This window comes from Actinoplanes sp. NPDC049316, from assembly GCF_040677315.1.
Taxonomy (GTDB): domain Bacteria; phylum Actinomycetota; class Actinomycetes; order Mycobacteriales; family Micromonosporaceae; genus Actinoplanes.
On record NZ_JBFAQM010000011.1, the window covers coordinates 85,289 to 108,334 of the forward strand.

General features: G+C 71.5%; 21 protein-coding genes and 1 pseudogene. 1 reads left to right on the forward strand and 21 read right to left on the reverse strand.

What is annotated here, in order from left to right:
- Window positions 1-71: 71 nt before the first annotated feature.
- The 9 genes and pseudogenes from AB0K03_RS18840 to AB0K03_RS18880 all read right to left on the reverse strand — a co-directional run bounded on the left by AB0K03_RS18840 (window position 72) and on the right by AB0K03_RS18880 (window position 8,232).
- On the reverse strand, window positions 72-875 hold the full coding sequence (locus tag AB0K03_RS18840) for a glycerophosphodiester phosphodiesterase family protein (RefSeq protein WP_364686333.1): 804 nt from the start codon (window positions 873-875) through the stop codon (window positions 72-74).
- Window positions 872-1,207 (reverse strand): rhodanese-like domain-containing protein, encoded by a 336-nt coding sequence (locus tag AB0K03_RS18845; RefSeq protein ID WP_364686336.1) that lies wholly within the window; start codon window positions 1,205-1,207, stop codon window positions 872-874. Before AB0K03_RS18845 ends, AB0K03_RS18840 begins: the two co-directional genes overlap by 4 nt.
- 15 nt (window positions 1,208-1,222) lie before the next feature.
- The gene (locus AB0K03_RS18850) at window positions 1,223-2,416 is read right to left on the reverse strand and encodes an LCP family protein (protein ID WP_364686339.1); all 1,194 of its coding nucleotides are present in this window, start codon (window positions 2,414-2,416) and stop codon (window positions 1,223-1,225) included.
- A gap of 165 nt (window positions 2,417-2,581) precedes the next feature.
- On the reverse strand, window positions 2,582-3,847 hold the full coding sequence (locus tag AB0K03_RS18855; protein WP_364686767.1) for an LCP family protein: 1,266 nt from the start codon (window positions 3,845-3,847) through the stop codon (window positions 2,582-2,584).
- A 188-nt stretch (window positions 3,848-4,035) separates the two neighbouring features.
- On the reverse strand, window positions 4,036-5,001 hold the full coding sequence (locus AB0K03_RS18860) for an NAD-dependent epimerase/dehydratase family protein (protein ID WP_364686342.1): 966 nt from the start codon (window positions 4,999-5,001) through the stop codon (window positions 4,036-4,038).
- A 71-nt stretch (window positions 5,002-5,072) separates the two neighbouring features.
- Window positions 5,073-6,752 carry a cation acetate symporter gene (locus tag AB0K03_RS18865; RefSeq protein ID WP_364686345.1) on the reverse strand — a complete coding sequence of 560 codons (1,680 nt, stop codon included), beginning with the start codon at window positions 6,750-6,752 and terminating at the stop codon, window positions 5,073-5,075.
- A 137-nt stretch (window positions 6,753-6,889) separates the two neighbouring features.
- A pseudogene (locus tag AB0K03_RS18870) lies at window positions 6,890-7,207 on the reverse strand (DUF485 domain-containing protein); the annotation flags it as partial.
- 109 nt (window positions 7,208-7,316) lie between these two features.
- Entirely contained in the window at window positions 7,317-7,853 is a 537-nt protein-coding gene (locus AB0K03_RS18875) for a flavin reductase family protein (RefSeq protein ID WP_364686348.1), read from the reverse strand.
- Window positions 7,834-8,232: a hypothetical protein gene (locus AB0K03_RS18880; RefSeq protein WP_364686351.1), complete on the reverse strand. Its 399-nt coding sequence runs from the start codon at window positions 8,230-8,232 to the stop codon at window positions 7,834-7,836. The genes AB0K03_RS18875 and AB0K03_RS18880 overlap by 20 nt, the downstream gene beginning before the upstream one ends.
- A 186-nt stretch (window positions 8,233-8,418) precedes the next feature.
- Between AB0K03_RS18880 and trpS the strand changes: the two genes are divergently transcribed.
- Complete coding sequence (trpS, locus tag AB0K03_RS18885) at window positions 8,419-9,444, forward strand: tryptophan--tRNA ligase (protein WP_364686354.1); 1,026 nt, start codon at window positions 8,419-8,421, stop codon at window positions 9,442-9,444.
- Here trpS and AB0K03_RS18890 read toward each other — a convergent pair.
- The 12 genes from AB0K03_RS18890 to AB0K03_RS18945 form a co-directional block, all read right to left on the reverse strand.
- A complete protein-coding gene (locus AB0K03_RS18890) occupies window positions 9,438-11,030 on the reverse strand; it encodes an ABC transporter permease (protein WP_364686770.1) in 1,593 nt (530 codons plus the stop codon). The two genes, trpS and AB0K03_RS18890, sit on opposite strands and share 7 nt — an antisense overlap.
- A complete protein-coding gene (locus tag AB0K03_RS18895; RefSeq protein ID WP_364686356.1) occupies window positions 11,027-11,803 on the reverse strand; it encodes an ABC transporter ATP-binding protein in 777 nt (258 codons plus the stop codon). The genes AB0K03_RS18890 and AB0K03_RS18895 overlap by 4 nt, the downstream gene beginning before the upstream one ends.
- Before the next feature lie 75 nt (window positions 11,804-11,878).
- Window positions 11,879-12,544: a hypothetical protein gene (locus AB0K03_RS18900; RefSeq protein WP_364686359.1), complete on the reverse strand. Its 666-nt coding sequence runs from the start codon at window positions 12,542-12,544 to the stop codon at window positions 11,879-11,881.
- Window positions 12,545-12,639: 95 nt separating this feature from the next.
- A complete protein-coding gene (locus tag AB0K03_RS18905) occupies window positions 12,640-14,265 on the reverse strand; it encodes a cation acetate symporter (protein WP_364686361.1) in 1,626 nt (541 codons plus the stop codon).
- On the reverse strand, window positions 14,262-14,744 hold the full coding sequence (locus AB0K03_RS18910; protein WP_364686364.1) for a hypothetical protein: 483 nt from the start codon (window positions 14,742-14,744) through the stop codon (window positions 14,262-14,264). The genes AB0K03_RS18905 and AB0K03_RS18910 overlap by 4 nt, the downstream gene beginning before the upstream one ends.
- A 78-nt stretch (window positions 14,745-14,822) precedes the next feature.
- Entirely contained in the window at window positions 14,823-16,421 is a 1,599-nt protein-coding gene (locus tag AB0K03_RS18915; protein WP_364686367.1) for a DUF4173 domain-containing protein, read from the reverse strand.
- A gap of 17 nt (window positions 16,422-16,438) precedes the next feature.
- Entirely contained in the window at window positions 16,439-17,518 is a 1,080-nt protein-coding gene (locus AB0K03_RS18920) for a HAMP domain-containing sensor histidine kinase (protein ID WP_364686370.1), read from the reverse strand.
- On the reverse strand, window positions 17,515-18,204 hold the full coding sequence (locus tag AB0K03_RS18925) for a response regulator transcription factor (RefSeq protein WP_364686373.1): 690 nt from the start codon (window positions 18,202-18,204) through the stop codon (window positions 17,515-17,517). The genes AB0K03_RS18920 and AB0K03_RS18925 overlap by 4 nt, the downstream gene beginning before the upstream one ends.
- A gap of 166 nt (window positions 18,205-18,370) precedes the next feature.
- Window positions 18,371-19,114: a LytTR family DNA-binding domain-containing protein gene (locus tag AB0K03_RS18930; RefSeq protein ID WP_364686376.1), complete on the reverse strand. Its 744-nt coding sequence runs from the start codon at window positions 19,112-19,114 to the stop codon at window positions 18,371-18,373.
- A 52-nt stretch (window positions 19,115-19,166) separates the two neighbouring features.
- Window positions 19,167-20,378 carry a histidine kinase gene (locus tag AB0K03_RS18935; RefSeq protein ID WP_364686379.1) on the reverse strand — a complete coding sequence of 404 codons (1,212 nt, stop codon included), beginning with the start codon at window positions 20,376-20,378 and terminating at the stop codon, window positions 19,167-19,169.
- Between the two features lie 48 nt (window positions 20,379-20,426).
- Window positions 20,427-21,923, reverse strand: a complete 1,497-nt coding sequence (locus AB0K03_RS18940; protein ID WP_364686382.1) for a sugar transferase — start codon at window positions 21,921-21,923, stop codon at window positions 20,427-20,429.
- 259 nt (window positions 21,924-22,182) lie between these two features.
- A complete protein-coding gene (locus tag AB0K03_RS18945; protein WP_364686385.1) occupies window positions 22,183-23,043 on the reverse strand; it encodes a DNA-formamidopyrimidine glycosylase family protein in 861 nt (286 codons plus the stop codon).
- Between the last annotated feature and the right edge of the window lie 3 nt (window positions 23,044-23,046).

Genomic DNA, 23,046 nt, shown 5'->3' on the forward strand with positions numbered 1-23,046 from the left:
CTCGCTTCCGGCGGTTTGGGCAGGGCGGAGAGTGTGGATCTTGCCGCTGATCGGGCGGGGAGTGTCCCGTGTCACACCGGCCGTGCGTCTTCCAGCTTGTCGATCACGAACCGGGGGCGGTCGGTGATGATCCCGTCCGCACCGGCCGCGAGCACCATCTCGAGATCCGGCTCGTCGTTCACGGTCCACACGTACGTCTGCAGCCCGGCGGCGCGCAGCGTCGGGATGAGGTTGGGCCGCGAGCGGACGAGCCCGACACCCGGGCCGGCGATCCGGGCGCCGAACGGGAGCCGGCCCCGGCCCACCCCCGGCGGCAGGATCTCCAGGAGGTAGACGGTCGGGAGGGCGGGGGCTAGCGCGCGGACCCGGCGCAGGGCGAGCGCGGCGAAGGACATCACGGTCACCTGTACGGGCGACGCCGGGGAAGGCTCCGCCAGCCCGTACCGGCGCAGCGTCTCCACCAGCGTGCGTTCGACCTCGGCGCCGTACCGTGACGGGTGTTTCGTCTCGATGAGTAGCCGGACCGGGCGGTTGCGCTCGCAGAGCGTCGTCAGCAACCGGTCCAGGGTGAGCAGGCGGGTGTGCTCGACCAGCTCCTCCTCGGCGAGCTCCGCCGCGGCGGCGTGCCAGGAGCCGAAGTCCAGCTCGTTCAGCTCGGCGAGGGTCTTGCGGCTCACCCGTCCGGTGCCGTTGCTGGTCCGGTTCAGCCGCCGGTCGTGCACACAGACCAGGTGCCCGTCGCGGGTCAGCCGGACGTCGCACTCCACCCCGTCGGCGCCGTCGGCAAGTGCCCGAAGGTACGCGGCCAGCGTGTGCTCGGGCAGCGCGTCGCCGCCGCCGCGGTGCGCGAAGACCAGGGGACGCTGCGGTGTCACAGCACGCGGGCCGGCTGCCCGTTCTCGCTGACGACCTCGCGGCCCTGGGCGGCCCAGGCCTGCATGCCGCCGTCGAGGTTGCGGACGTTGTCCCAGCCGTTGCCCATGAGATAGGAGACCACCTGGCCGGAGCGGCCGCCGGACCGGCAGACCACCACGACCTCGGTGTCGGCGGGGATCTCGGCGATCCGGGCCGGCACCTCCATCATCGGCAGGTGGTGGGCGTGCGGGGCGTGGCCAGCCTGCCACTCGTCGGGCTCGCGCACGTCGAGCAGGTAGGCCGACGGCTCGACCTGAGCCGGGGTCACGCTGGGTACCTGAGGTCCGAACACGCCACCAGGGTAGAACTACTTCTCGTTGGCGACGACGTCCGGGTTGGCCAGGATGAACTGCGAGAGCTTGTCCTGCCGGACCGCCTTGTACATCTCCATGCTCTTCGGCGTGATCGTCTCGCGGCCGTTGCCGTTGCCGGCGAAGGTTCCGTTGTTGGTGCGCAGCAGCACCATGTCGTTGGCCGCCACGCCCTTGAGCGCGAAGATGAAGTCGACGACCGGGACGTTGCCGGTGTCCAGCACGAACGCCTTGCCGGCCGCCTTGATGAGGCTGTTCACCTTGAGCGGGTTGGTGAGCACGCCGCTGCTCGCCGCCTTCTTGGCGATCGCCTTGATCAGCTGCTGCTGGTGGCGCTGGCGGTCGTAGTCGCCGTTCTTGAGGCCGTACCGCTGGCGGGCGTAGTCGAGGGCCTCCCAGCCCTCCATGTCACGGCAGCCCTTCTTGTGCACGACGGGCTCGTGGGTGCCGGGGGTCTTGCGAGCCTCGGCGAGGTACATCGGCTTGCCGTTGACGATCTGCATGTGGTGCGACTTGACCTCCTGGTCGACGCACATGTGCACGCCCTTGAGCGCGTCGATCACGCTCTTGAAGCCGTTGAAGTCGATGATCGCCGCGCCGTCGAAGGTCATCCCGGTGTTGGCCTTGATGGTCTGCGCCATGAGCTGGGCGCCGCCCGCCCAGCCGCCGCCGTTCTGCGCGCCGTGGAAGAAGACCTCGGTGGCCTTCGCCGTGCCGCCCGCGTACTTCGCCTTGGGGAACGCCGGGACCTGCATCTCGGTGTCCCGCGGGATCGACACCAGGTAAGCCTGGTCGTGGCTGGCCGGGATGTGCAGCGCGATGATCGTGTCGGAGCGCAGGTCGTCCACCGCCCAGCGCTTACGCGCGTCGACGCCCATCAGCAGGATGTCGATCGGGCCCTTGATGTCGCCGCCACCCTCGGCCGTGCCCTTCTGGTTGCCGCCGAGCAGGTTCTCCTGGGTGACCGCGTCGGTGGCGTTGCTGACCAGCCACTTGGTGCCGGCGACGCCCGCGCCGCTGCCCATCATGAGCACCGCGCCGAACACGACGGTGACCTTGGCCCAGAGCGGGTCCTTGCGCTTCTTCCGCTTCGGCGGCGCCGCCACCACGGGGGCCCGGGTGCTGCGCTGGGGAGTACGACTGCCGTCCCGCTCCGGCGACGACGGACGCCGGGTGGTCTGGACGGTCATGTGCTCTCCAATAAGCGCTCGGGGCCAACGGCGGATGTCACTGTACGTTCAACTTCGATCTCGTGCGAGGCCTTGAGAGTTTCAGATCGATGACACCCGGTGTTCATGCAAAGGCGCGGGTGGCGATTACCGCCGACCCGCGCCGTTTGCCTGATTTCTGGGGTATCAGCCGCCCGTCTGCGAGGACTTCGGGTTGTTCGCCGTCATCCACTCGCCCATCTTGTCGGCAGCGATCGCCTTGTACATAGCCAAAGCCTTCTCCCGGTCGGAGACGACGACGCTCTGTCCCGCGATGGTCGCGCTGCCCTTGTTGGGGCTGGTGATGAAGGTGAGGTTGTCGCCGCGCAGGCTGCGGAACTGCAGCGCCATGTCGGTGAGCGAGAAGTCCTGGTCGGCGGTGACGGCGTTGGTGACCGCCTTGAGGAAGTTGTTGAGCTTGGCCGGGTTGCTCAGCGTGCCCGTGCTGGCGGCCTTGTCCATCAGCGCCTTGAGGAACTCCTGCTGGTGGCGCATCCGGGCGAAGTCGCCCTGCGGGAACTGCTTGCGCTGGCGGATCCAGTCGAGCGCCTCCGCACCGTTCATGTGCATCGTGCCCTTGGTGAACTTGCGGTGCGGCTTGTGGATCGAGGTGATGGACTGCTCCACCTTCAGGTCCACGCCGCCGAGGGCGTCGGTGACCTCCTTGAAGCCGCCGAAGTCGATGGCGAGCACGTGGTCCAGGTGCACGTCGGTCATGCACTCGACCGTACGGACGGCGCGCGGCAGGCCACCGAACGCGAACGCCGCGTTGATCTTGGCCCGGCTGCCGCTGCTGCAGTCGGCGTCGTTGGCGGACGGGATCTGTACCCACAGGTCGCGGGGGATCGACACGAGCTGCGCGGATTTGTGGTCCGCCGGGATGTGCATGATGATCAGCGTGTCCGCGCGCCAGGCGTTCGTCGTCTCCTTGGAGGCGTCCGGGTCCCGGGAGTCGCTGCCGACCAGCAGGATGTTGAGCGCCCCGTCGACGGTCTTGACCGGCCTGCCGTTCGTGAGGTCCGAGAAGGCGTCGGTGCGCTTCAGGTCGCCGTTGAGCCCGTTGGCGTAGCCGTAGAGCGAGATGCCGGCGACGAGGCCGAGCACGAGCACCGCGGCGCCGGCGACCAGGGCGATGCGGCCCCAGCGCGGCTTGCGCCGTCCCTTGTACGGCCGGCCGCCGGGTCGTCCGCCACCCGGTCCGCGCGGCGGTCCCGCCGGTCCGCCCGGTCCGCCCCCGGCGCCGCGCGGCGGCCAGTCGTCCACGCCGTCGCTGTACGAGCGCCCGGCGGGGCGGTCGCTGCCCCCGTACGCACGACCCGCGCCGGACGTGGGGCGGTCGCCGTACGTCCGGCCGGAGCCGGGACGGCCGGTACCCACGCGACCGGAGGAGCCGGGTATCGAGGCGCGGTTCATGGCGCCCGGAATACCCATCGAGCCCGGCACCGAAGCCCGGCCGGCGGGGCCACCCCAAGGGGACGAGATCGCAGACATGAGTTCAGATTACGAGCCGGGATCGACGCAAACCGTGCATCCACACCGGCTCGGCACGAACGTAGGAGACAATTACCGTTCGTGAAACGTTCACTACTGCGAAGAATTACTCACTTCGCGAAGAACTCGATCGTCCGGCGCAGGCCCTCCTCCGGGCTCACCTGCGGCTCGTAGCCGAGCAGCGTGCGGGCCAGCGTGAGGTCGGGGCGGCGCTTCTCCGGGTCGTCGGCCGTACGCTCGATCAGCTCGATGCGCGAGTCGCTGCCGGCCAGCTTCACGATCAGCTCGGCGAGCTCCAGCATGGTGAGCTCGTGCTCGGTGCCGCAGTTGATCGGCCCGGTCTCCGTCGAGTCCAGCAGCAGCAGGATGCCGCGGACCAGATCGTCCACGTACGTGATCGAGCGGGTCTGCGCACCGGTGCCGTGCACGGTGATCGGGGCGTTGCGCAGCGCCTGGCTGATGAAGGTGGGGATGGCCCGGCCGTCGTCGGGGCGCATGCGGGGGCCGTACGTGTTGAAGATGCGCACGATGGCCGTGTCGAGCCCGTGGAAGCGGTGGTACGCCATGGTGGCCGCCTCGGAGAAGCGCTTGGACTCGTCGTACACCGCCCGGACGCCGATCGGGTTGACGTTGCCCCAGTAGCTCTCCGGCTGCGGGTGCACGGCCGGGTCGCCGTACGCCTCCGAGGTCGAGGCCATCAGGAAGCGGGCGTGGTCGGCGACGGCCCGGTCGAGCAGCGCGAGCGTGCCCGCCGAGCCGACCTTGAGGATCTCCACCGGCATCTTCGCGAAGTCCGTGGGGCTGGCCGGGGACGCCATGTGCAGGATCGCGTCGAAACGCTCGGTCATCGCCGGGTGGGCCGGCAGCCCCTCGGCGACGTCCGCCTCGATGAGCGTGAACCGCGGCTCGGCGGCGAGGTGCGCGACGTTCTCGGCGGAGCCGGTGACGAAGTTGTCGAGCGCGACGACGGTGCAGCCCCGGGCGATGAGCGCGTCGACGAGATGGGACGGCACGAAACCGGCCCCGCCGCTGACCAGAATCCGATGTCCCTCGCCGAACCGCTGCTGCACTGACATGCAGGCTACTTTAGGCGAGAGGGGCCGACGCGCAATTCGCGCGTCGGCCCCTGGGCGTTCACCTTCGCCCGTTAATGGGCGCCGTGGCCGGTCAGCGACCGGACCTCCAGTTCGGCGTACTTGTCGGCGTCCGTCTCCTTCGAGATCACCGTGCCGATCCAGCCGCAGAGGAAGCCGATCGGGATGGAGATGATGCCCGGGTTGGACAGCGGGAACCAGTGCCAGTCGCTGTCCGGGAACATCGCGGTGGGCGAACCCGACACGACCGGCGAGAAGAACACCAGGAACACCGCGCTGATCAGACCGCCGTAGATCGACCAGAGCGCACCCGAGGTGTTGAACCGCTTCCAGAACAGGCTGTAGAGGATCGCCGGCAGGTTGGCGGAGGCCGCCACCGCGAACGCGAGCGCTACGAGGAACGCCACGTTCAGGCTCTGCGCGAAGATCGACAGCACGATCGCGATCGCGCCGATGACGAACGCCGAGATGCGGGCCACCTTCACCTCGTCGCGCTCGCCGGCCTGGCCGCGCTTGATGACGTTGGCGTAGAAGTCGTGCGCGACGCTTGACGACGACGCCAGCGTCAGGCCCGCCACCACGGCGAGGATCGTGGCGAACGCGACCGCCGCGATGATCGCCAGCAGCACCGCGCCGCCGGTGTCGCCGCCGAGGTAGTCGATGCCGAGCTTCTGGGCCAGCTGCGGGGCGGCCGTGTTGCCCGCCTTGTCCTGCGCGGTGATCGCCTTGCCGCCCACCAGGGCCGCCGCGCCGAAGCCCAGCGCCAGGGTGAACAGGTAGAAGGTGCCGATGATGCCGATGGCCCAGAGCACGCTCTTGCGGGCGATCCGGCTGGTCGGAACCGTGTAGAAGCGGGTCAGGATGTGCGGCAGGCCGGCCGTGCCCAGCACCAGCGCGATGCCCAGCGAGAGCAGGTCCATCTTGCTGTAGAACGTCTTGGCGGCGTCGCCCGCCGTCTCGACGCCGTACCGCAGGCCGGGTTCGAGGAAGGCGGTGCCCTTGCCGGACTGCTGCGCGGCGTCGCCCAGCAGGCTGGACAGGTTGAACTTGTAGTGCGCGAGAACCAGCAGGGTCATCACCAGGGCGCCGCTCATGAGCAGGAACGCCTTGACGATCTGGACGTACGTGGTGCCCTTCATGCCGCCGACCACCACGTACACGATCATCAGCGCGCCGACCAGGATGATCGTCGCGATCTTCGCGGTGTCGGCGTCCATGCCCAGGAAGGTGGTGCCGGGTTTGATGCCGAGCAGCAGGCTGACGAGCGCGCCGGCGCCGACCATCTGGGCGATCAGGTAGAAGATCGACACCACGATGGTGGAGACGGACGCGGCGGTGCGTACCGGGCGCTGCCGCATGCGGAACGCCAGCACGTCGGCCATCGTGTACCGGCCCGAGTTGCGCAGGAATTCCGCCACCAGCAGCAGCGCGACGAGCCACGCGACCAGGAAGCCGATCGAGTAGAGGAAGCCGTCGTAGCCGTACAGGGCGATGAGGCCGGCGATGCCCAGGAACGACGCCGCCGACATGTAGTCGCCGCCGATGGCCATGCCGTTCTGGAAGCCGGAGAACTGCCGCCCGCCGGCGTAGAAGTCGGTGGCCGTCTTGGTCTGGCGGCTGGCCCAGACCGTGATGCCCAGCGTGATGGCGACGAAGACGAGGAACAGGGTGATGGTCAGCGTGCGACTGGTCGAGGAGGAGGCCTCCGCGGCCAGCAGGAAGTGACTCTCCATTACTTGGCCGCCTCCGGGTCCGTGGTCGTGGTGGTGGCCGTCGCCTCCGGGGTGGTCGTGGCCTCGGCGGCCGGGGTGGTCGCCGCGGGTTCGGCGCCGACGGTGGCCTCCGGCTCACGGGTGCGACCGGCGAGGGCGTCGTCCAGCTCGCCGCCGATCTTGTCGGCGATCGGGTCGAGTTCCCGCGCCGCGTAGCGCGAGTAGTACCAGGCGATGAGGAACGTCGAGATGAACTGCAGCAGGCCGAACAGCAGCGCGACGTTGATGTTGCCCACCAGCTTCACCGACATGAAGCCGCGGGCGTACGCGGAAAGCAGGACGTACAGGGCGTACCAGACGAAGAAAGCGATCGTCATGGGAAAGACGAAGTTGCGCAGCTTGCGGCGCAACCCCGCGAACTCTTCGGAACGCTGGACCTCGAGATACCTGTCGGTCGAAGTCGTTTCGGTTGTCAACGTGGCTCACCACCTTCGTAGGGGCGGGTCTTTCCGGCACCGTACGAAGCAGTGGCGTCGATCACTGGCCGCCGGTCGGCAGGTGCGCCGAGCGGCAGTCAGGGTGCGCTTACCGGTCGAGTGATCGATAACGACCCCGGAAATGCATCAGGGGTACGGCGTCCGCGTCGCCGAAGGTCACGGTCTCGATGGTGGCCTCGACCAGCAGGGCCCAGCCGTACGGGCGCTCCCCGTCGAGCCGGCAGCCCGCCCACGTTCCGGCGCCGGCCGGTACGGGCCCGTAATCGGTCTCCACCCACTCCCCGGCCGCGAAGAGCCCGCCGGGAGCCGGCATCAACCCGGCGAACTTGTCGGCCAGTTGCTGGTCACCCGGGCGCAACGGGGTGACCGCGAAGCGCTTGGCGGTGGCGGCGGCGTCCCAGAAGTCGCTCTCCTCGTCGACGAGGCCGAGCACGCGGCCCGGATCGCCGTCGGCCACGAGCATCGACGACACCGTGAGGCCGGCGGGGCCCGGGGCGGTCCAGAGCGTCACCGGCGCGGCAAGCCGCCCGCGGAGCCGGCGTACCGGGGACTTGTCCCGGTCGGGCGTGGCGAACGGGTCGCTCGAATGGATGTGCGCGCCGGGCTCAGGATTCACGTGAAACATTCTGCCGCCGGACGGTGCGGCGCCGGAGCACCACGTATCCGACGGCGAGCGCGATCCAGATCGGGGAGGCGGCCGCCGCCCAGGAGTCGGGGGCGCGCAAGAGGCCGCGCAGGATGAGAGTGACGGCTCCGACCGACACCGCCAGGACGGCGTACGTGTCCCGGCGGGTCCAGCCGGGGTCGTCGCGGCGGGAGTCGGTGCGCAGCATGGCGGCGGCCACGGCGACCAGGATCGCGGCCGCCGCGAGGAACACCAGGCCGCGCAGAGCTCCTGCGGTGAGCTTCTCCAGGGCCGACGCCGCCGCCCACGCGCCGAACCACGACGTGAGGAAGAGCCGCCCGGAACGCTCCGTCGGCGAATCCGGGTCGATCACCGACATGCCCACACGGTAACCACGGGCGGCCACCCGCGACCCTGGATATGCTGGGGCCATGAATTCCGCGCGCGTGCAGAGCTGGTGGCCGTCCTAGAGGACGGCTGACCCCGCGCGCCCGGGCCGTCCGATCGGACGGCCCGCCTCTGTGTCTCCCTCAGGGCCGTCCACGACTCTCGAGGAGAACAGAGCATGACCACGACCACCGTCCCGCTCGAGGACCGGATCGACGCGGCCCCGTACGACTTCCGCGTGCTCACCGGCGACCGGCCCACCGGGCCGCTGCATCTCGGCCACTACTTCGGGACTCTGCGCAATCGCGTACGCCTCCAGCAGCGCGGCGTCGACATGTTCGTGATCGTGGCCGACTACCAGGTCCTGACCGACCGTGACGTCGCCGAGCGCCTCGGCGAGACCGTGGACGGGCTGCTGCTCGACTACCTGGCGGCCGGCCTGGACCCCGACCACGCGACGATCTTCACGCACAGTGCCGTGCCGGCGCTCAACCAGCTGCTCCTGCCGTTCCTGAGCCTGGTCAGCGTGCCGGAGCTGCAACGGAACCCGACCGTCAAGGACGAGATCGTGCACTCGCGGCAGAGCACGGTCAGCGGGCTGATGTTCACGTACCCGGTGCACCAGGCCGCGGACATCCTGTTCTGCAAGGGCAACCTCGTGCCCGTCGGCCAGGACCAGATGCCGCACATCGAGGTCACGCGTACGGTCGCCCGGCGTTTCAACGAGCGGTACGGCCCGGTCTTCCCCGTACCCGAAGGGCTGTTGAGCATCGCCCCCGTCCTGCCCGGCACCGACGGCCGGAAGATGAGCAAGAGCCGCGGCAACGCGATCGCGCTCTCCGCGACCCCCGACGAGACGGCGCGGCTCATCAAGGGCGCCACCACCGACCCGGACCGCACCATCACCTACGACCCGGACCGCCGCCCCGGCGTGTCCGGCCTGGTCCAGCTCGCGGCGCTCTGCCTGGACCGCGACCCGCACGAGGTGGCGGCCTCGATCGGCCACGCGGGGGCCGCGGCGCTGAAGCGGACCGTCACCGAGGCGGTCAACGAGTTCCTCGCCCCGATGCGCGAGCGGCGGGCCGAATACGCGAAGGATCTGGGCCACGTGCGCGACGTGCTGCGCACCGGCAACGCCCGGGCCAACGCGATCGCGGACCAGACACTGCAGGAGGTGCGCGCCGCGATGGGCACCCTCTACTGAGCGGCGCTCACGGTGGCGAGGAGTTCGGGCATGCGGCGGTCGAGGGTACGGCCGGCCAGCCGCAGCCCGAGCAGCAACCCGGCCGCCCCGTACGCGATCCCGGCCGGAAGCCCGGCCCACAGCCAGGCGCCGGGGAGGAAGTGGGCGCCGAGCTGCAGCGGGAGAGTGGCGATCGCCGCGGCGATGAGGGCGACGAAGCTGAGCAGCCCCTTCGCCGTGCCGCCGCCCGAGGACATCGCGAACGGGTTGGCCGTCTCCGGCAGGGCGTACGCCGCCCGGATCGACATCGACAGCACGATCGACAGAGCCATCCCGTAGCCCGCGACCAGCGCGCCGACCGTGGCCGGGATGGCGGCGGGCCGGTTGGTCACGACGCCGACCACCACGGCGATGGCCACGAACGCCGGGCCGACGTACACGGAGAAGCCGGCGACCCGGGAAGCCAGCTCGACGCGCCCCGGGACGCCGGCCACGACGTTGGCCGCGTAGGCGCTGCCCTCGAAGCCGAACTGGTTGGCGAGGCTGACCGCCGCCAGCGCGCCCACGAACACCAGCATGCCGGTGGGAAAGCTGCGGGAGCCGGAGCTCACCGCGAGCATGACGGGGAGGAAGACGCCGATCACGCTGAAAGTGATCAGGCTGGCGCGTCGCCGGGTCTCGCGCCACCAGTAGCGCATCTCGCGCGCCGTCAGCGCGCCGAAGCGGTTGGCCGGCAGCCAGCGCGGGACGAGCTGCTCGACGGGCGTGCGCTCGGGGGCCGAGCGCTGTCGTGGCCGCGCGTTCGCGGCGGCGCCGAGCATCGCGCGCTCCAGCGTGGCCGACCACCACCACAGCAGCAGAGTGATCGAGACCAGGACGATGGCGAGCTTGACCGGTACGGCCCAGGCCCGGCCCGCCACCACGTCCGGACCCATGCTGTACGGCGCGCCGAACGGCGTCCACGCGACCACGTCGGCGACCCGGGCGACGCCACCCCAGTCGGCGCGCTCGGCGCCGGCGAGGGCCGCGAGCTGGAGCGGACCGAGCAGGGCGGCGGTGACGGCGAGCAGCACCGTGGCGAGGTCGCGGGCCCGGCGGCTGCGCAGCGCCGTGGCGAACGCGCTGGTCACCGCCCGGCTCACCGCGGCGCACAGCAGGAGGCCGGTCACCACGCCGACGAACTCGACGACGCCGGCGACCGGACCGCCCAGCCGGGCCGCCGTGTGGACCATGCCGAGGGTGCCGGCGAACGTGGCGACGGCCGGCACCCCGGCCAGCGAGGCGACGAAGAGGCCGCCGATGAGCGTGCGGCGGCGCAGCGGCAGCAGGGCGAACCGCGCCGGGTCCAGCGATTCGTCCACGCCGAAGAACACGAGCGGCAGGAACAGCCAGCCCAGCACCACGGCGGCGCCGCCGAGGGGCAGCACCGCCTCGGCCGCGCGTTCCTCGCCCAGCAGGCCGGCGGCGCTGAAGGCCACGTACCCGCCGACCGCCGCGATCGCCGCGAGGACCGCGCCGAGCACGAACAGCGCCACCCGCCAGGACTGTCCGCGCAGGCCGTTGGCGGTCAGGCGCAGCTTCAGCCGTACGAAGTGCCGGAGGCTCACAGCCACGCGAGCTCCGAGCCGGTCGCCGTGCGCCCGCCGACCACCTCGACGAAGACGTCCTCGAGCGACCGGTCGCCCCGGACCTCGGCCAGCGTGCCGCGCACCCGGATCGTGCCGTCCGCCATGATCGCCACGTGGCTGCAGAGCCGCTCGACGACGGCCATCACGTGGCTGGAGAAGACCACGGTGCCGCCGCCGGCCACGTACCGGTGGAGGATGTCGCGGATCAGCGCGGCCGACACCGGGTCGACGGCCTCGAACGGCTCGTCCAGCACGAGCAGCCGCGGCGCGTGCAGCATCGCGCAGGCCAGCCCGATCTTCTTCTTCATGCCCGCGGAGTAGTCGACGACGAGCGTACGGTTGCCGGCGCCGAGCTCCAGCACGTCCATGAGCTCGGCGCTGCGCTTGTTCACCACGTCGGCGTCCATGCCGCGCAACAACCCGTGGTACGCGAGCAGCTCGCCACCGGTGAGCCGGTCGAACAGGCGGGCGCCGTCGGGCAGCACGCCGATCCTCGCCTTGGCCGCGGCGGGGTCCGTCCACACGTCGTACCCGAGGATCCGGGCCGTGCCCGCGTCGGGCCGCAGCAGGCCGACGGCCATCGAGAGCGTCGTGGTCTTGCCGGCGCCATTGGGGCCGAGCAGGCCGAAGAAGGAACCAGCCGGGACATCCAGGTCTATCCCGGCAACCGCGACCTTCGTGTCGAATCGCTTGATCAGACCGTGCAGCGCGAGCGCCGGATCGGGGCTTAAGCGCTGGTGGGGGACGGTCATGCCCCTGAACCTAGCGGGTGGCGAGCGGCCCGGGCCACCCCGTGTGGGGCCCGGGCCGCTCGGCTTGTGCGGCTTTCAGCCCACGCGTTCGATCACGGCGCGCCGGATGAGGAACTTGCCCGATTCGCGTACCTGCTCGAAGGCCGCGTTGTTCAGCAGCACGCAGCTGCCGGACGGGGTGGCCACCTTGACCGTGATGCTCTTGTTGTTGTCCAGATTGGTCACTTTGAGGGTGGTTCCGATGGGGAAGGTGCCGCTGGACGCGGCCGGGGCGCCGCCCTCGCCGGAGAGGGTCACGGTGCTGCCCTTGCAGACGACGTCGCCGCCTTGTTGCCCGCCGGCCTGCTGGCCGCCTTGTTGTCCCCCGGCCTGCTGGCCGCCCTGCTGCCCGCCGGCCTGCTGCCCGCCACCCTGCTGGGCGGGGGGCTGGGCCGGGGCCTGCTGCGCCGGCGGCTGAGCCTGGACGTTGCCGGTGCAGCCGGCGGCAGCGCGGCGCTGGTTGATCAGGTCGACGACGGCCTGGCGGTTGGCGATCCGGGCGTCGGACAGCGCGTCGGGGTTCGCCTTCTGGCCGGCGATGAAGTTCAGGTTGTTCTGCAGCGCGGTGTCGAGCCCGGCGCAGCTCTCGCCCGCGCTGCTCATCCCGGTGCTGACGGCGAACGCGCCGCCCGCGAGGGCCGCCGCCGCGACGCCGATGATCACCTTGCGCGTCCGGCCGGTCAGTCTGCTTCTCCGGTACATGCACCGCTCCTTCGGATGTCGACGAGCTGCGGCGTTGCAGCATCGTTATCTACGGAGCGTCCACACCGAAGGGTTCAGGTAACTTTGCTAAAAATTTAGAGCCGGAGCTCCTCCGGGGCGTGCAGGCGCAGCATCGTCGAGCCGATATCAGGTGGTATCCGGCGTTTGGTCAGCAGTGAACCGGCCACCATCACGACGAAGGCCAGCGGTACGGTCCACGCCGCGGGCTGCCCGATGAGCTGCGCGTACCAGCCGTCCAGCGGCGGGCCCATCACGGTCAGTAGCACCGCGGTCATCGCCGCACCTCCCCCGGCGAGGATCCCGGCGGCCGCACCCACGTCGGTCAGGCCCCGCCACCAGATACCCAGCACGAGCAGCGGGCAGAAGCTCGAGGCGGCCACCGCGAACGCCAGCCCGACGACCCGGGACACGTCCATGTTGGACACGTACAGGGACAGGCCCAGCGGCAGGACCGCCGCGAGCACGGTGGCGAGCCGGAAGTCGCGGACCGACCCACCGCGCTCGGCGTGCAGGATGTCGGTGAAGACCACGCCCGCGACGCTGGTGAGCAGGCCGGACGAGGTCGACAGGAACGCGGCGAGCGCGCCGGCGGTGACCAGGGCGCCGAGGAACTGCCCCAGGTGACCGCCGCCGAGCGCCGCCTCCGGCAGCAACAGCACCACCGCGTCGGTCTGCCCGGTCATCAGCAGCTGCGGGGTGTAGACCCGGCCGAGGACGCCGTACATGGTGGGCAGCAGGTAGAACAGGCCGACCATGCCGAGCACGACCAGCGTGGTCCGCCGGGCCGAGGCGCCGTCCGGATTCGTGTAGAAACGCACCAGGACGTGCGGCAACCCCATGGTTCCCAGGAACGTCGCGAGAATCAGCGAATACGTGGCGAAGAGGCTGGAATCCCCGCCGGGCAGCAACCAGGCGACGCCCCGGTTGTCGTCGACGGAACTGACCTCGGGCACCCGCTCGCCCGCCGCGAACGTCAGCTCCTCCCCGGCGCGCACCTTCACCGTGCCGTCCAGCACGGCGTCCTGCTGCACCACGACGGTGGTCGCGGTGGCGAAGACCGGACCGGCCGGCGGCGTGACGGCCGGTCGCCCGTCCGACTGCCACTGCAGCATCAGGAAGATGACGGGTACGGCCAGAGCGGTCAGCTTCAGCCAGTACTGGAACGCCTGCACGAACGTGATCGCCCGCATCCCGCCCAGTGCGACGTTCGCGGTGACCACCACGCCGACCAGCAGGGCGCCCCACTCGTACGGGGCGCCGGTGACCGTGGTGAACGTGAGGCCGGCGCCCTGCAGCTGCGGCACGAGGTAGAGGCAGCCGATGAAGACGACGAACACCGTGGCGAGGCGGCGCAACAACGGCGACCGCAGCCGTACCTGGCAGAAGTCGGGCAGGGTGAACGCCCCGGACCGGCGCAGTGGCGCCGCCACGAACAGCAGCAGCGCCAGGTAGCCGGCGGCGAACCCGACCGGATACCAGAGCACGTCGAGGCCGTACCGCAGCACGAGACCCGCGACGCCGAGGAAGGAGGCGGCGGACAGGTATTCGCCGCTGATCGCCGCCGCGTTCCACGCCGGGCTGACCGAGCGGGAGGCGACGAGGAAATCGGAGGTGGTCCGGGCGAAGCGCAGCCCGTACGCCCCGATGCCGACCGTGACCAGCACGACCACGACCAGCCCGGGGACGACGTACGGGTTCACGCTTCGGGCCTGCGGATGACGGCGGTGAAGTCCTGCTCGTTGCGTTCGGCCCAGCGCACGTACGCCCACCCGACGCCGAGCAGGAACGGGAAGGACAGCAGCCCGAGCAGCAGCCACGGCAGGTTGACGCCGAGCACCTTGACCCGCCCGACCGCGGGCGCGACCGCGAAGAGCAGCGGCAAGGCGCCCAGACCGGCCACCACGACCAGGCTGAGCCGGACCGCGAGGGCCAGCTGGGCCCGGACCAGGCCCTTGACCAGCGCCTCGCCGACCGGGGTCTGCTCGGCCAGCTCGGCACGAACCGAGTCGGGGGAGGCCCGGCGGGCCGCGGCGGCCTCCCCGAGCACGACTCGGGTACGCAGCGGCGGCAAGGCGGTGGCGCCGGCGGGGCGGCCGGCCCGCGGGGTGCCGGCCGCGTCGCCTGGCTCGGCACGGGCGGGCCGCGGGGTGCCGGCTGCGTCGCCCGTGTCGCCGTTCATGACCGGCAGTCTTGCCGCTCGGCCACCAAAGTCAAGGCATCTCGCCTGCAGCGGCGCGAGCCGGCCCGTTCGGTTCAGCTATTCGCCGGCGTACGGGCGAGGGCAGGTGAGCGAGAAGGCCGGTGGGTTCTCCGCCAGCACGTCACGGGCCTCTTCCCGGCCCAGGCTCCAGCCGCGCCAGTCGTCCGGCTGCCTCTCGAGCCGCCGGTTGATGGGGTCGAGGGCACAGTCGCGGTGCGGGCGGCCGAGCCGGTTCAGGGCCGGTACGGCGTCCGCCGACAGGTTCGACAGGTACGCGGTGTCGATCCTCTGCGTCTGCTCGTACCGGGTCACGTTGCGGTCGGCGATGAGGCGGTCCGGGTTGGCGGCGGCGAGCCCGAGCAGCGCGAGCACCCCGGCGGCGATGACGGCCTGGGGCAGCCACCGGGCACGCAGCCGTACGCCCGCGGCCAGGACCAGCAGGAACACCACGCCCAGCCACAGCTCGCAGAGCGCCACCAGCACACGCAGGCGGGTGAGCCCGTACGTGTCGGAGTAGACGTTCATGCGGTGCAGCGCCGAGGCGACGACGACCAGGGTGAGCAGGGCGAGCGTCCCCAGCACCGAGCGGATCAGCACCCGGTCCGTACGCGTCTCCCGCGGCGCCCAGCGAGCGGCGCCGGCGAGGACGAGCAGGGTCAGGCCGGTGACGACGAGCAGCTGCCAGAAGCCGCTGCGGGCGTACTGGGCGTAGGTGAGGCCGTCGGTGTCCAGGACGTGCCGGGACCCTCCGAAGAGGACGGTCAGTTGAATGCCGACGAACAGGCCGAACAACAGCACCAGCAGGGAAAGGGGAATCGCCCATTCGAGCCGCGCGACCCGCCGGTTGCCACCACCGTCCAGTCCGGACAGATCCGGAGGGGCGGCGCGGAGGAAGGCCGCTCCGCCCAGCACGCAGACGGCGGCGCAGAAGGCGAAGACCCAGCGGGCGACCGTGCCGGCGTCGAGGTCCGGGACGACCGAGGCGACCAGGCCGGCGAAGGCCGCGTCGGCCGAGGCGAACAGTGACCCGAACACCAGAAGCAGAGCCACGGACACGCCGATCGTCGCCGTCACCCGCAGCCCACCGCCGGTGCGGCGAAGCACGGTGGCGCCGCGGGCGAGCCACGGCAGCCCTCGCATGCCGGCGAACGGGGCCATCAGGGCGGCCAGCGCGATGCCCCGCGCCGACCGGCCGCCGGTCACCGCGAGCGCGCCGGTGAGCAGGGCGGTGAGCAGGCACAGCACGATCAGCCATCCGGCGGCCCGGACGGTGCCGACGCTCAGCAGCGCCACGGTCGCCGCCGACCAGCCGAACCGCTCCGGGCCCAGCGTCCGGGGCTGCCAGGGCACCAGCGGCGCCGGCCCCGCAGGCCGCCCCGGCACGACCCGGGCGACGACCAGCGCAGCGACGCCCGCCATCGCCGTGACCGCCCATCCGACGCCGCCACGGTCCAGCGGCACGCTGAGCGCGGCGACCACGCCCGCCGCGCCGACGGCGGCGACGGTGGCCGCGGAGGCGGGCCGGCCGGGACCGGGCCAGCGGCGCCCGAAGAGCGAGAGGTCGGCCCACGGCCCGTGCAGCGGCGTGGCCTGCCAGCCACCCACCGGGCCGGACGCCTCCGGGCGTCTCGGTGCGGCATTGTTCGTCGAGACCATGTCGTCCCCCGTACGGATCAGGCCGGTTGCAGCGGCAGGGTCACGTGGATGTGGCAGCCGGACCGCACGCGGACCGCCGCCGGGCGGCTGGCGCCGTCGTCGAGCAGGAGGGGAGGCGGGTCGACGACGGCGATCGTGCCGCGGTGGAGCTGCACGACCCAGTGGGCGATCGCGAGGCCCAGGCCGGTGCCGCCGCCCTCGGCGCGGTCGCCGCGGGTGAAGCGCTCGAAGACACGGTCGCGTTCGGCGGGCGGGATGCCGTCGCCCTCGTCGGTCACCGCGATGCGGACGTACTGGTCGTGGCGTTCCGCGCGGACCGTGACCGTGCCGCCGGGCGGGCTGTGCCGGGCCGCGTTGTCGAGCAGGTTGGCGAAGACCTGGTGCAGGCGCTCCCGGTCGCCGGTGAGGCGGATCCGCGGGGTGGCCACCTCGAACCGGACGTCGTGCCCGGTGCCGTCGGCGTTGACGCGGGCCTCGCGCACCACGTCGGTGAGGAAGTCGTGCAGGTCGATGGGGTCGTGGGCGAGCGGCACCACGCCGGCGTCGAGCCGGGACAGGTCGAGCAGCTCGGTGACCAGGCGGCCCAGGCGTTCGGTCTGGGCCAGCGCGGCGCGCATGGTGTCCGGCTCGGCGCTGGAGACGCCGTCGACGATGTTCTCCAGCAGGCCGCGCAGGGCGGTGATGGGCGTCCGCAACTCGTGCGAGACGTTGGCGATCAGCTCGCGCCGCTGCCGGTCCGCGGCCGCGAGGTCCGCGGCCATCTGGTTGAACGCGGTGGCGAGCTCGCCCACCTCGTCGCGGGACGTCGCGCGCACCCGGCGCGTGTAGTCACCGCGTGCCATGGCCTTGGCGGCCACGGTCATCTCGCGCAGCGGCACGGTCGCGCCGTGCGCCGCCACCTGCAGCGTGACCAGGCCGAGCGCCACCGCGATCGCGAACCAGGACAGCTCGACGCGCATCCAGTCGAGGCTCCACCAGAAGATCAGCAACCCGACCCCGCCGGCCAGGCCGAGCGCGACGGAGAGCTTCGCCTTGATGGACCGTACGGGGTCGAGCGGGCGCGGCAGCCAGCCGAACATCCGGGCCGGCAGCGTCATCGCGAGACCTCCAGCGCGTAGCCGACGCCGTGCACCGTGCGGATCAGGTCGGCGCCGAGCTTGCGCCGCAGGCCCTTGATGTGGCTGTCCACCGTGCGGGTGCCGGAGGCGTCGGCCCAGCCCCAGACGTCGGCCAGGAGCCGCTCGCGGGGCAGGACCGTGCGGGGCCGGCCGGCGAGATGGACCAGCAGGTCGAACTCGGTCGGGGTCAGGTGTGCCTCGCGACCGGCCCGGTGCACCCGGCGCTCGGCCAGGTTGATCTCGAGGTCGCCGAACCGCAGCGTCTCCGGCGGCGCGGGCGCCGCCGTCTTGGCCACCCGGCGCAGCAGGGCGTGCACCCGCGCGGTGAGCTCGCGCATCGAGAACGGCTTGGTCAGGTAGTCGTCCGCGCCGACCGCGAGACCGACCAGGAGATCCGTCTCGTCGTCGCGGGCGGTGAGCATCAGCACCGGCACGGGCCGCTCGGCCTGGATGCGCCGGCAGACCTCCAGCCCGTCGAAGCCGGGGAGCATGACGTCCAGCACGATCGCGTCGGGGCGATCGCGCCGGGCCGCCTCGACCGCCGCGGGCCCGTCGTACGCGATGGCGACCTCGAAGCCCTCGGCCCGCAGCCGGGCCGCCACCGCGTCCGCGATGGTCCGCTCGTCCTCGACCAGGAGGATCCTGCGCGCCGCCGTGCCGTTCATCCCGTGCCTCCCGCTGCTGCCGACCCGCATCGTGCTGGGCGGACGCAAGGAGCCTATTGATCAGGCGTGCAGGCGCGGGGGTGGACTTGTGGACAACTCGTGAAGATCGGCGACCTGTGGATAACTCTGGGGACAAACCTGTGGACCTGTGGACAACGCTGTGGATTCAGCGGGTCCAGTCGTTCTTCGCGGCCCGGATGAGCTTGTCCTTGAGCTCGCGCGTGTGCCGCCTGCTGACCGGCAGCTCCGCGCCGTCGATCGTCACCACGTACCCGGACTGGGTCAACCGCAGCTCGGCGACCAGCCGCAGCTGCACCAGGTACGACCGGTGGATCCGCACGAACCCGGCGTCCGCCCAGCGCTCGGCCAGCGTCGCCAGCGACACGCGGACCAGGTGCGAGGCGTCGGCCGTGTGCAGCCGGGCGTAGTCGCCCTGGGCCTCCACCCAGCGCACCGACGAGCGGGGCAGCATCCTCGTGGTGCCGGCCAGCTCGACGGGAATGGTCGGCTCGTCCTCCCGCTTCGGCGGGGCGGGCGGCGGCACGGCACGCAGGCCGGCGACCCGGCGCAGCGACTCGCCCAGGCGCTCGGCGCGGACCGGCTTACGGACGTAGTCGGTGACGCCGAGGTCGAAGGCGTCCACCGCGCCGTCGTCGTACGCGGTCACGAACACGATCGACGGCGGCCGCGCGAACCGGCGCAGGATGCGGGCCAGCTCCATCCCGTCCAGCCCCGGCATGCGGATGTCGAGGAAGACCGCGTCGACCTCGGTGTCGCGCAGGACCCGCAGCGCCTCGGTGGCGTCCCCGGCGCGGTGCACGTACGCCACCCGGGAATCGGCGTTCAACAGGTACGCGAGCTCGTCCAGCGCCGGTGGCTCGTCATCCACGGCAAGCACGACGAGGCTCATCCGCGAGCCCCCGCGCATCGGCGGCGGGCGGGCGGACGCGCGGCAGCACCGCTCATGCCCGTACCCCCGGGTGGAATTTCGGCACCCGCATGCTCACCTTCGTTCCCGCTCCCGGCGCCGTCTCCACCACCAGGCCGAAATGGTCGCCGAACACCGAGCGCAGCCGCTCGTCGACGTTGGAGAGGCCGACGTGCTGGCCCGCGTCGTCCCCCTTGCCGTTGGCCGCCTCCGCCACACCCTCCGCGAGGGCCGCGGGGTCCATGCCGACCCCGTCGTCCTCCACCGTGATGTGGCATTCCGCGCCGGCGTCGCGCGCCTCGATGCTCACCATACCGACGCCCGGCTTGCGCGACAGTCCGTGCCGGACCGCGTTCTCCACCAGCGGCTGCAGGCAGAGGAACGGCAGGCCGACCGGCAGCACCTCGGGCGCGATCTGGAGCCGGACCTGCAGGCGGTCGCCGAAGCGGGCCCGTTCGATCGTCAGGTAACGGTCGATGGAGCGCAGCTCCTCGGCGAGCGTGGTGAACTCGCCGTGCGCCCGGAACGAGTAGCGGGTGAACTCGGCGAACTCCAGGATCAGCTCCCGGGCCCGCTCGGGGTCCGTACGCACGAACGACGCGATCGCCGTCAGCGCGTTGTAGATGAAGTGCGGGCTGATCTGGGCCCGCAGCGCGCGTACCTCGGCACGGGCGAGCCGCTCGCGGGACGAGTCCAGCTCCGCGAGGGCGAGCTGGGACCCGGCCCACCGGGCGGTCTCCATGGTCGCCTGTACGAGCCCCGGCGCCGGCTGATCCTCGGCGACCGCCACCAGCGCGCCGAGCGCCTGTCCGTCCGTGCCGGTGAGCGGGGTGATGACGGCGCCCCGTACGACGCAGTCCATCCGGTCGCACGGCAGCTCCGCCATGCCCAGGACGATCGAGCGGTTGTTCGCCGTGGCCCGCCGCGCCGCCGCGACGAACTGGTCGTCGTGGTGCCCGCCGCGGCCGTCGAAGGCCAGGCAGCGCTCCCCGTCGGAGACGGCCAGGCCCACGGCGCCGACGAGCCGGCGCAGGTGGCGGGCCGATTTGGCGGCCGTCGCCGCGGTCAGGCCGGTGCGCAGCGGCTCGGCGGCCAGCGAGGCCGAGTGCAGCACCTCGTACGTGGCGCGCTGACCGGCCGTCGCGATGCCCCGGCGGGCCCGCAGGCGCAGCACGGCCACGACGGCGCCCGCCAGCGCGGCGAGCACCGCGATGACGGCGAGGATGCTTCCGGCCTGACCACTCACGCACGCATCCTGACCGCAAGCGCCCCGGAACGCCAGGACGGACCGGTGCTAGTACGCGCCCTTGCGCTTGACGACCACGCCGATCGTGCGCCACAGGATGCTGAGGTCGTACGTGAGCGACCAGTTGTCCACGTAGTAGAGGTCGAGCCGGACCGCCTCGTCCCAGGACAGGTCGGAGCGGCCCGAGACCTGCCACAGGCCGGTGATGCCGGGCCGGACCAGCAGCCGGCGCCGCACGTCGCCCAGGTAGTCGCCGTCGTCGGCGGGTAGCGGGCGCGGTCCGACCAGCGACATCTCACCGCGGAGCACGTTGATCAGCTGCGGCAGCTCGTCCAGCGAGGTGGCCCGCAGCTTCTGCCCGAAGGAGAAGATCCGCGGGTCGTTCTTCATCTTGAACAGCATGCCGTCGGAGTCGTTGAGCTCCTCGAGGCTGGCCTTGCGCTCCTCGGCGTCGACGTACATGGTCCGGAACTTCCAGACCCGGAACGTGCGCCCCTCGTGGCCGACGCGCGGCTGGCGGAAGAAGACCGGACCGGGGTCGGACAGGCGGATGCCGATCGCGATCACGGCGAGGACCGGGGCGAGGAAGAGCAGGCCGAAGAACGCGACGACCCGGTCGAGCAGGTTCTTCGCGAGCCAGCCGGGACCGGAGAGGGTCGGCTCCTCCACGTGCAGCAGCGGCAGGCCCTCGATGGGCCGGATGTGCACGCGCGGGCCGGCGATGTCGGTGAGCTGCGGCGCGACCACCAGGTCCACGCCGGTGCCCTCGAGCTGCCACGCGAGGCGGCGCAACTCGCCGGGCTCCGCGCTGGCCGAGCCGCAGACGGCGATGGTGTCCGCGCCGACCTCCCGCACGAGCGTCAGCACGTCGCGGGCCGCGTACACGGGGACCGGGGTCTCGATGCCCCGGGAGGCCGCGTAGCCGTCGGTGATGTGGATGGCGACCGGGATGAGGCCGGCGGCGGGGCTGCGGGTGACCGCGGTGTAGACCTCGAGGGCCTCGGGCAGCGTGCCCATCAGGATCATCCGGTGTGCGCCGTAGCCGGTCTTCTTCCGGGCCACGTGCAGGATCTGCCGCGCCGAGTAGCGGCAGAAGAGGATGAAGATCAGCGACGCGGTCGTGACGTACGCGATGGTGACACGCGACAGCTGGGTCTTCGTGGCGAACGACAGCAGCGACACGCAGGCCACTACGGTCACGAAGCCGCGGACGACGCGCTTGAACTCCTCGCTGCCCAGCCCGAGGTAGCGCCGGTCGTAGCTGCCGTTGCCCCAGAGGATGATCACCCAGCCGAGCGGCAGGCCGACGAACGCGACCAGGTAGAAGATCGTCCGCTGGCCCTGGAAGCCGGAGATGGCCTTCTCGATGAAGGTGACGGCCAGCCAGCTGGCGAGGATCGCGGAGAGCAGGTCCAGCAGGACGAGGATCGCCGTGTACGGCCGGTGCCAGGTCGACAGCCGACGATGGGACCGGGTCCACGCGGACCGGGGCACGCCGTTACTGGGCGGCGGCTCCTGCTGCCACTCGAAGCTGTCGTACGGCATGCCGCTCCGGCTCTTACTGGGGCTGGAAGCCGGGCGATGGAGGCTCGTGGTCACCTCGCCTAAGTCCTCCCGCATCACGTACCGCCCACACCGAGAACATTACGCACCGCCACGACCCCGAGGGCTCCGGCGGGGTCGCCGGTCCCCGGTACGCCGCGGACGAAGCACGGGACCGGGCCACTATACCGATGGAACGACGGAGAAGAAGGTGACGTTGTGGCCGCTTTCCCCCGGGAGACGACCCGCCTACGCTGCGTGACTAGCGGATCAACTTGGACAGGCGTCGATCGGCCAGCGGCTTCCCACCGGTCTGGCAGGTGGCGCAGTACTGCAGGCTCTTGTCGGCGAACGAGACCTCGCGCACCGTGTCGCCGCAGACCGGGCAGGGCAGCCCGGTGCGGGCGTGCACCCGCATCCCGGCCCGCTTCTCGCCCTTCAGCTCGGCCGCCTTCTGCCCCACCGACCGCGCGACGGCGTCGGTCTCCACCTGCCGGGTCGCCTCGTAGAGCGTGGTGATCTGCTCGTCGGTCAGCTTGCTGGTCAGCGCGAACGGCGACATCTTCGCCACGTGCAGGATCTCGTCGGAGTAGGCGTTGCCGATGCCGGCGAGCACCTCCTGGTCGGTGAGCACACCTTTGATCTGCCCGTTGCGGCTGCGGATGCGCTCGGCGAACTGGTCGCGGTCCACCTCGAGCGCGTCGGGACCCAGCCGGGCCACGCCGGGCACCTCGCCGGGGTCGCGCACCAGGTACGCGGCCAGCGACTTCTGCGTGCCGGCCTCGGTCAGGTCGAAGCCGGAGCCGTCGTCGAGGCGTACGCGCAGAGCGATCGGCCCGCTCCCCGGCTTGAGCTGCGCGGGCGACTTGAAGGAGTCGCGGTAGTGCAGCCAGCCGGCCCGGGCGAGATGCACCACGAGGTGCAGGTCGGCGCCGAGGGACACATCGAGGAACTTGCCGTGCCGGCCGGCGTTCGTGATGGTGAGGCCCGCGACCGAGCTCGGCGGCGGGTCGTACGTCTTCAGCGCGCTGAACGAGGACACCTCGAAGCGCTGCACGGTATGGCCGACCGCACGCTCCCGCAGGTACGCGGCGAGCGCCTCGACCTCGGGCAACTCGGGCACGAC